Source organism: Mesorhizobium sp. M7A.F.Ca.AU.002.02.1.1 (genome assembly GCF_003998535.1).
Classification (GTDB): Bacteria; Pseudomonadota; Alphaproteobacteria; order Rhizobiales; family Rhizobiaceae; genus Mesorhizobium; species Mesorhizobium ciceri.
Map to the genome: position 1 here is coordinate 1 of NZ_RZPB01000198.1, position 8,728 is coordinate 8,728.

Here is an 8,728-nt window from a genome sequence, read left to right on the forward strand (position 1 = left end):
GTCGGGGAGTCCGCTATGTTCGTTGACTACTACGAAGTTTTGGAAGTCAGCCCGAACGCCAACTCGGAAACGCTGGAGCGCATATTTCGCTATTTTGCGATGCGCTATCATCCCGACAATCGCGAAACCGGCGATGAAGCCCGCTTCAGTGAAATCGTGGAAGCCCACAACACGCTCAAGGATCCGGTCAAACGCGCTCAATACGACATCGCGTATAGGGACCATGCCGGCCTTCGCCGCGAATTGACCGAGGAAGCCAGCAACAGCAAAGGCATCGAGCGGGATGTCGTGATCCAGGCCAGGCTGCTGTCGCTGCTTTACGCGAAGCGCCGGCACGACGTCAGCAATCCCGGGATCGGGGATGTGGAGCTCGAACGCCTGTCAGACTGTCCGCGAGAGCATCTCGAGTTTCATCTCTGGTATCTAAAAGCGAAGGGCTGGATAGCAAGAGTGGAAAACGGGACGATCGCGATTACGGTGGAAGGCGTCGATAGGGTCAACTCCGAACACCGTCGCGATCCCACCATCCGGCTCCTGGACCATACAGCTTCCTGACGCCTCACCTCCGGAGGAAGTCAGGCCGAAGACCTGCCGCCCCATTCACGGCAGGGACTGGCCTCTTCAGCCCTGCTGCGCCTTCAGTTCCAGCCGCCGCGCGTGCAACACCGGCTCGGTGTAGCCGTTGGGCTGGGCGCGGCCCTTGAATACCAGGTCGCAGGCGGCGAGGAAGGCTATCGACTTGTCAAAGTCGGCCGCCATCGGCTCGTAGAGCGGGTCGCCCTCGTTCTGGCGGTCGACGATGTCAGCCATGCGCTTCATCGTCGCCATCACCTGGTCCTCGCTGCACACGCCGTGGTGCAGCCAGTTGGCGATGTGCTGTGAGGAAATACGCAGCGTGGCGCGGTCTTCCATCAGGCCGACATCGTTGATGTCAGGCACTTTCGAGCAGCCGACGCCCTGGTCGATCCAGCGCACGACATAGCCAAGAATGCCCTGCGCGTTGTTGTCGAGTTCCTTCTGGATATCCTCGGGCGACCAGTTCGGCCGCACGGCAACGGGCACCGACAGGATGTCGTCGAGCCTGGCCTTCGGCCGGTTCTTCAGCGCCGCCTGCACGGCGTGAACATCGACCTTGTGATAGTGCGTGGCATGCAGCGTCGCCGCCGTCGGCGACGGCACCCAGGCGGTGTTGGCGCCGGCCTTGGGGTGGACGATCTTCTCCACCAGCATCGCAGCCATCAGATCCGGCATCGCCCACATGCCCTTGCCGATCTGGGCGTGGCCGGCCAGCCCGCATTCCAGCCCGGTGTCGACATTCCACGCCTCGTAGGCGGAAATCCAGGCGGCCTGCTTCATGTCGCCCTTGCGGATCATCGGGCCGGCTTCCATCGAGGTGTGGATCTCGTCGCCGGTGCGGTCGAGAAAGCCGGTGTTGATGAACACGACGCGCTCCTTTGCGGCGCGGATTGCCTCCTTGAGGTTGACGGTGGTGCGCCGCTCCTCATCCATGATGCCCATCTTGATGGTATTTTTCGCCATGCCGAGCAGGGCCTCGACGCGGTCGAATATCTCGACGGCGAAGGCGACTTCGTCGGGCCCATGCATCTTGGGTTTCACGACATACATCGAGCCGGCGCGGGAATTGGCGCGGCGGCCGTTCGGCCCGACATCGTGCAACGCGATCAGCGCCGTCATCGCCGCATCCATGATGCCTTCCGGAACCTCATTGCCGTCGCGGTCGAGGATCGCCGGGCTGGTCATCAGGTGGCCGACATTCCTGACCAGCATCAGCGAGCGGCCGGGCACGGTCAGCGTGCCGCCGGCGGGCGCGGTGTAGGCGCGGTCGGGATTGAGCTTGCGGACAAAACTCTTGCCGCCCTTGGTGATCTCTTCCGCTAGGTCACCCTTCATCAGGCCGAGCCAGTTGCGGTAGACGACGACCTTGTCTGGCGCATCCACCGCCGCGACCGAATCCTCGCAGTCCTGGATGGTGGTCAGCGCCGATTCCAGGATGACATCGGCGATGCCCGCCGGATCGGTGCGGCCGATCTGGTTGTTGCGGTCGATCACGATCTCGATGTGCAGGCCGTTGCGCACAAGCAGCACGGCATCGGGATTGGCGGCATCGCCGCGATAGCCGACGAATTGCCTGGGGTCGGCCAGCGTCGTCGAGCCGGCGCCGGCGCTCAGCCGCAAGGCACCCTGCGCCAGCGACAGGCCATTGACGCCGGCCCATTTGCCGGACGTGAGCGGGGCAGCCTCGTCGAGAAAGGTCTTCGTCCAGGCGACGACCTTGGCGCCGCGTGCCGGATTGAAGGCTTTGCCCTTTTCGGCGCCATCCGTTTCGGGGATGGCATCGGTGCCGTAGAGCGCATCGTAGAGCGAACCCCAGCGCGCATTGGCAGCGTTGAGCGCATAGCGCGCATTCATCACCGGCACGACCAGCTGCGGTCCGGCAACATCAGCAATTTCCGGGTCGACGTTGTCGGTCGACACGCTGAAGGCCGGGCCTTCGGGAACGAGGTAGCCGATCCCTTTCAGGAAGCCCTTGTAGGCCTCCATGTCGACCGGCGCGCCGTGATCGCGATACCAGCCGTCTATCTGTTCCTGGATGGCGTCACGCTTTGCCAGCAGCTCCCGGTTCTTCGGCGCCAGATCATGGACGACGGCCGAAAAACCGTTCCAGAAGGCGTCCGCTTCGATCCCCGTGCCCGGCAGCGCTTCCCTGGCCACGAACTCATGCAGCTCGCGGGCAATCCGCAATCCGGCGATCTCGATGCGGTCGGTCATCAGGCTACTCCAGATGAAAGGCTTTGCGGGCCTTTGGCATGTCAGGTTTGCCGGGTCAATTCAGCTTAGGGTGAAGGTGGCGTATTTCGCCGCGTCGCTCAAACCGCAATGCGCGGCCTTCCCGAGGCCACGGCCACGACATGCGCCTCGATGAACATGCGCTGGGCCTCGACGGTCGAGACCCGGAATTCGGTGGCGACGTCGATCTCGGCGCTGTCGGTGCCGGCATCCCTGGCGCGCTCCGCGACGATGGCGCGGACATCGGCCTCGGCCGCCGCGATCGCCGCTGCCTCGTCGAGGAAATCGCGTACGGTCTCGCCCGAGGCGAGACGAAACAGCCCTTCTATGGGCTGGCTGACCCGCGCCTCGGCCGAAACCCTGACCTGGCCGACGACGGCGCCGAGCGCGTTGGCGACATCGGTATCCCTGGGCACCACGCAGTCATTGCCGATCAGCTCGGCCAAGCCGGCATAGTGCAGCGGCGCCGAGGCGCCGAGGCCGATGACCGGGCGGTCGAGCGCGACGCTCAGGCGGGCGATGCCGGGATGCGCGTCGACCGCGCGCTGCACCAGGGCGTGCGCCACTGTCGCGGCGCCATCGAGCCCATCCTCGGCAAAGGCGGTCTCGAGGATATATTCGGCCGACCAGCGCGTCAGCGTCACCAGCACCCGTTCCGAGATCGCTTCCGGCGAAGCGGCGATGTTCTGGCCACGGCCGTCACGCTTGCGGGCGAACAGTTCGGCGCCGAGGCGCGCGGCGATGGGATCCCAGTTCGCCTGCTTGCCCAGCACGTGGGCGGCGTCCGACGGGGTGAAGCCGGCGACATGCACCAGCCCGCGCGACACCAGCCGGTTCAGCGTCGCGTTCTGCGCGTTCGAGGTCAAAAGCCTGTCGACGGCGAGCGGCACGGCACCAATCAGCTCGTAGAGCCTGGCTTCGGCGCCGGTCAGGCCGGCGGCGAGCCGGTCCGGCACGCCGGTGCGCACCGCGAAGCGGCCGTCCATACGGCCGGGATTGGGTGCCCGCAGCTGACGCTCCAGCTCTGAAATCAGCGCTACGCCATGCGCCATGCCGGCCAGCGCCAGCGGCACCAGGCGGCGCGGCCCGAGCAGGATCCTGGGGTTGAGCGCGCCATCCTCCAGCGCCACTTCGGAATCGCCGCCGAGGCCGAAGGTGCGCATGGCGACGGCCTCGACCATGGTGCGGAAGCCGCCGACGGTGGCGCCTTCCGGATCTAGCCTGGGACGGCCGCCGTCGAGCACGGCGACGTCGGTGGTGGTGCCGCCGATGTCGGACACCACAGCATTGTCGAGCCCGGTCATGTGGCGGGCGCCGACCAGGCTGGCGGCCGGGCCGGACAGGATGGTCTCGATCGGTCGCTGGCGGGCAAAAGCGGCTGAAACCAGCGCGCCATCGCCGCGCACCACCATCAGCGGTGCTGCGATGTTGCGCGCCTCGAGGAAGCCTTCGGTTGCTGCCACCAGCCGGTCGATCATCGAGATCAGCCTGGCGTTGAGCAAAGTGGTCAGCGCCCGGCGCGGGCCGCCGAGCTTGGCCGACAGCTCGTGGCTCGATGTGACCGGCAGGCCGGACTTGTCGCGGATCAACTCGCGGGCGGCGATCTCATGCGCCGGATTGCGGGTGGCGAAGTAGGCGCAGACGGCAAAGCCGGACACCGAGGCGCCGAGTTCCGGCAGCGCCGCTTCCAGTCCGGACAGATCGAGCTTGGCGGCATTGCCATGCACGTCGTGACCGCCCGGACAAAAAACCACCGGATCGGTGCCGAGCGCGGCCTTCAGCCCGTCGCGGGCGAGGTCGCCCTCGGAAAAGCCGATCATCACCAGCGCGACGCGGCCGCCCTGGCCCTCGACGAGCGCGTTGGTGGCAAGCGTCGTCGACATCGACACCAGCTTGATATCAGCCGGATCGGTTCCGGCTTTCTGCAGCACCGCGTCGACGGCGCCGGAAATGCCGACGGCAAGATCATGCCTGGTGGTCAGCGCCTTGGCCTTGGCCAGCACCTTGCCCTTGTTCGGCCCTTCTTGCGGGCCTTCTGTTTCAGACCACAACACGGCATCGGTATAGGTGCCGCCGGTGTCGATTCCGAGGAACAACGGTTTTGGCTTGGTCTTGGCTGTCATTTTTGGCGGCGGTCCGGCTGGGGAGTCTGTCTGCCCCTGCCTTTAGCCGATGCGGGCGGGTCGATAAAGCTGCGAGCGCTGGGCCAAGGCGGAGATTGGCAGCGTTGGCCGAAGCGCCAACCTACCCGACAAACCCCACTTTCTTGTGCGTGCCATCGCAGAACGGCTTGTTGGCGGAATGGCCGCAGCGGCAGAGGAAGGCGCGTTGTGTACGGTCGACCGTATGGCCGGTTCCGGTGACGATCTCGAGATTGCCCTCAAGCTTGAGCGGGCCATTGGTGGTCGGCGTCACTTTCAGCGGACCATTTCTCGCTTCGAGCGCCGGCGTGTCCTTCAGCTGCGGCTCGCCGGTGGCGGCAAAACCGGATTTGTTGTGGCTGCCGTCGCAGAACGGCTTGTTTTCCGAAGCGCCGCAGCGGCAGAGCGTGGCACGATAAGAAGTCTCGCCGTCGAGAACGATCTCGGCGTGTACCGCCAGCGGGCCGTTTTCCCGCAGCCGCACCGTGTTGACCACCGGTGCTTGCTCCTGCGGCCCGCCATCCTTCCTGACATAGGTGATGGCGCCCGACGGGCAGCTTTCGGCGATGGCGACGATCTTCTCGACGCTGGCCGCCTCGGGATGGATCCATTGACCCGGCGCGTTGGGCACGAAGACGTGCGGATCGCCGAGCACGCAGTTGCGCGAATGGATGCAGCGCTTGCCGGAAAACCCGACGTCGATCTTGTCGCTTTCGACCATGCCGGCCATAGCTGAGCTCCTTTTGCCTGAAGCACGTCGCGTCTGAACAGTTCGAGGCGGCGCGCGCTGGGTATTTGCACAGGCTATGGCTCCAGCCCGAAGACCGTCAAGCTGGCAAACCGGTCAGGGGACCAGTTCGATCTCCTCGGTCTCGCCGCCGCTGCAGGTATAGCAGCAATCCTCGCATTTTTCCTTGTTGCCGGGGCCGACGCCCCAATAGGTGCCCTCGTCACCATCGACCCAGGCGCCGTAACAGATCGATTCCCCGGCGTTGCAGGATATCGGCAGCTGCTTGGTCTCGCCGTCGTCGAGGTAGAAGTCCTTGTCATCGCCCGGCCAGACATAGTCGCGATCCTGGCTGTAGAGTTCGACGCGCATGGCGTTGGGGTGGCCGTTCTTGATGGCAAAGGTGACATCGTCGGCACGCGCCGCCGGCACGAGCAGCATGAGGAGAGACAGCGCGGCCAGCACGCGGCGCGCATAGATATGAAACATGAGTGACCCCCTGAATAAGCGGCCCACCCGGCCGCGTGGCGACCATCGCACGCAGCGCTGAATCGCGGAAGTGGACCGGACGAGCCGATCCCTGACTTAATTTGGGTCCAACGAAAACTTCCGCGCTCTACGGCACCAGATCGATCGTCTCTGTCGAGTGTTCGACGCAGATGAAGCAGCAGGTGTCGCAAGGCTGGTCATTGTCCGGCCCGACGCCGGCCGAGAGGCTGTCATTGCCGTCGGCCCAGGCGCCATAGCAGATATGTTCGCCCTGATTGCAGGAGAACGGCACAGATTTCTGCGACCCTGGGGCGATCAGGAACACCTTGTCGTTGCCCGGCCAGACCGTCTCGCGGTCGCGGCTGAACAGCTCGACCGCGACTGCTTCCTTGCGCAGGTTCTTGACGAAGAAGGCCATGTCGGCGGCCTGCGCCGAGGCGGTGAAGACCAGCGCCGCCAGTGCAACCATACGAAACAGCGTCACGGCCTGGATCTCCCGAATCACCGCGGCAGAATCGCATGCCTGCCCGCTACTAGGAAGGTGCGGAACCCTGCGTCGCGATCTCATGCCCCAGCCGCACCGTTTCACGCACCAGCAGGTCGAGATCCTCGCGCCGTGTGCGATGATTGGTGATCGCCACGCGCAACCAGTGCTCGCCATGCACCGTGGTGTCCGAAAGGGCCGCAATGCCCTGTTCCTGCAGCCGCAGCATGATCTCCGTGTTGAGCACCTTCAGAGCCTCGCCTGTCAGACCGGGCTGATAGCGGAAGCAGACGATGTTGACGGTCGGCGATGCCGCCAGCTGCAGCCGCGGCGCGGCCTCGATCAAGCCGGCAAGATAGACGGCCTGGGCAATGTTCTGGTCGATCAGGCGGCCGAATTTCTCGACACCGTGCTCCTTCAGCGCCATCCACACCTTCAGCGCGCGAAAACCGCGCGACGTCTGCAGGCCGTAGTCGTGCAGCCATTCGCCGGAAGCGAGGCCGCGCGGCGTCGATTCCAGATATTCCGGCGTCACCGCGAAGGTCCCGCGATGCGCGGCGGCATCCCTGACCAGGGCGCAGCCGACTTCGAACGGCGCGTGCAGCCATTTGTGGGGATCGAGCGCGACCGAATCCGCCCGTTCGATGCCGGCGACGCGATGGGCATTCTCAGGCGCAATGGCGATCAGCGCGCCGATGCAGCCGTCGACATGGAACCAGAGGCCTTCCTCATGTGACAGCTTCGCAAGCGCCTGCAAATCGTCGATCGCCCCGGTGTTGACGGTGCCCGCCGTACCGATGACGCAGGCCGGCTTGAACCCTGCCGCGCGGTCCTCTGTGATCGCTGCCCGCAAGGCGGCGATATCGATGCGCAGCCCGGCATCGGTCGGGATGCGGCGCAGTGCCCGGTTGCCGAGGCCAAGTGCCTCCATCGCCTTGCGGTGGCACGAGTGGATCTGCTCCGAGCCGTAGAAGCGCAGCGGCTTTTCGATGGCGGCGACACCATGCTCGCGCACGTCGATGCCGGCCTTGACGTTGCGCGCCACGGTCAGCCCGATGATGTTGGCCATCGAGCCGCCGCTGACCAGCGTGCCGCCGGCAGAAGCGGGAAAGCCCAGCATCTCCTTGCACCAGTTCACCACCTGGCTGTCCATCAGCCCGGCGGCGTGGTTGCCACCGCCGAGGTTCGAGCCCTGGATTGCCGCCAGGAAATCGCCGAGCGCACCGGTGAAATTGCTCGACCCCATATACCAGGACCAGAAGCGCGGATGGATGTTGCCCATTGGATAGGACATCACCGTGCGGGACACCTCAGAATAGACCGCATCCAGCGGCGCCGGCGAGCGCGGCAGCGGCGCCGAGAAGGCCCCTCTCACATCGGCCGGCATCTCCCGCCAGACCGGGCGGTCGCGCACATCGCGGAGGTAATCGACCGCATCGTCGATGACCCGGTGCGACAGGGCCTGCACATCGGCCCAGTCCAGGGGATCGAGCGTTTCCTCGGCCAAAAGGCCGAGGTTTTCTTGCACGGCGTCCATACCAGATCTCCCGTCAAGCCGCCGGGAACTGGCAGCCGGGCGTCGAGCGCGACAGGGCGGTCTCGTCGGCATCCATCTCGGCCTCGATGCCGTCGAACAGCGGTGTCGACATGTAGCGTTCGCCGGTGTCGGGCAGCATGCACAGGATCACCGCACCGGCCGGCGCCTCCTCCGCGACCTGCCGTGCCACGGCGAAGGTCGCGCCGCCGGAAATGCCGGTGAAGATGCCCTCTTTGCGCGCCAATTCCCTCGCCCATTTGATGCCCTCGGGCCCGGCGATCGGCATCACCTCGTCATAGAGGCTGGTGTCGATCGCCTCCTGCAGCACGTTGGGGATGAAATCCGGCGTCCAGCCCTGGATCGGGTGCGGCTCGAAGGCTGGATGGCTGGCGGCGGGAGCACCATCGACGCCGCGCTGCTGGACCTTGCCGCTGCCGACGAGCTGCGCGTTGGCCGGCTCGGACAGCACGATGCGGGTTTCCGGCCGCTCGCGGCTTGATTGCTTCGTCACCGGCTATGGCACCGGCGGCACGGTGGTGGGC

7 protein-coding genes and 1 pseudogene are annotated in these 8,728 nt (G+C 65.5%); 1 reads left to right on the forward strand and 7 read right to left on the reverse strand.

Annotated elements, in window-relative coordinates:
* On the forward strand, positions 1-555 hold a 555-nt coding region (locus EN879_RS14500; RefSeq protein ID WP_245493818.1), incomplete at its 5' end, for a J domain-containing protein.
* A 66-nt stretch (positions 556-621) separates the two neighbouring features.
* Here the strand turns inward: EN879_RS14500 and EN879_RS14505 are convergent.
* From EN879_RS14505 to EN879_RS14535, 7 genes and pseudogenes are all read right to left on the reverse strand, one after another.
* Complete coding sequence (locus tag EN879_RS14505) at positions 622-2,790, reverse strand: malate synthase G (protein ID WP_063169667.1); 2,169 nt, start codon at positions 2,788-2,790, stop codon at positions 622-624.
* Between the two features lie 98 nt (positions 2,791-2,888).
* The gene (locus EN879_RS14510) at positions 2,889-4,931 is read right to left on the reverse strand and encodes a hydantoinase/oxoprolinase family protein (RefSeq protein ID WP_063169666.1); all 2,043 of its coding nucleotides are present in this window, start codon (positions 4,929-4,931) and stop codon (positions 2,889-2,891) included.
* A gap of 121 nt (positions 4,932-5,052) precedes the next feature.
* The gene (locus tag EN879_RS14515) at positions 5,053-5,679 is read right to left on the reverse strand and encodes a CDGSH iron-sulfur domain-containing protein (protein ID WP_013528606.1); all 627 of its coding nucleotides are present in this window, start codon (positions 5,677-5,679) and stop codon (positions 5,053-5,055) included.
* A 114-nt stretch (positions 5,680-5,793) separates the two neighbouring features.
* Positions 5,794-6,165 carry a hypothetical protein gene (locus EN879_RS14520; protein ID WP_063169665.1) on the reverse strand — a complete coding sequence of 124 codons (372 nt, stop codon included), beginning with the start codon at positions 6,163-6,165 and terminating at the stop codon, positions 5,794-5,796.
* Between the two features lie 127 nt (positions 6,166-6,292).
* Positions 6,293-6,649, reverse strand: a complete 357-nt coding sequence (locus EN879_RS14525; protein WP_024502169.1) for a hypothetical protein — start codon at positions 6,647-6,649, stop codon at positions 6,293-6,295.
* A 49-nt stretch (positions 6,650-6,698) separates the two neighbouring features.
* Positions 6,699-8,186, reverse strand: coding sequence for an aspartate aminotransferase family protein (locus EN879_RS14530; protein WP_063169664.1), 1,488 nt, complete (start codon positions 8,184-8,186; stop codon positions 6,699-6,701).
* A 13-nt stretch (positions 8,187-8,199) separates the two neighbouring features.
* Positions 8,200-8,679, reverse strand: a pseudogene (locus EN879_RS14535) (pyridoxal-phosphate dependent enzyme); the annotation flags it as partial.
* Between the last annotated feature and the right edge of the window lie 49 nt (positions 8,680-8,728).

Coding starts and splice junctions, on each gene's coding strand:
- EN879_RS14505 (WP_063169667.1), bottom strand. CDS start 2,790: ATGACCGACCGCATCGAGATCGCCGGATTGCGGATTGCCCGCGAGCTG.
- EN879_RS14510 (WP_063169666.1), bottom strand. CDS start 4,931: ATGACAGCCAAGACCAAGCCAAAACCGTTGTTCCTCGGAATCGACACC.
- EN879_RS14515 (WP_013528606.1), bottom strand. CDS start 5,679: ATGGCCGGCATGGTCGAAAGCGACAAGATCGACGTCGGGTTTTCCGGC.
- EN879_RS14520 (WP_063169665.1), bottom strand. CDS start 6,165: ATGTTTCATATCTATGCGCGCCGCGTGCTGGCCGCGCTGTCTCTCCTC.
- EN879_RS14530 (WP_063169664.1), bottom strand. CDS start 8,186: ATGGACGCCGTGCAAGAAAACCTCGGCCTTTTGGCCGAGGAAACGCTC.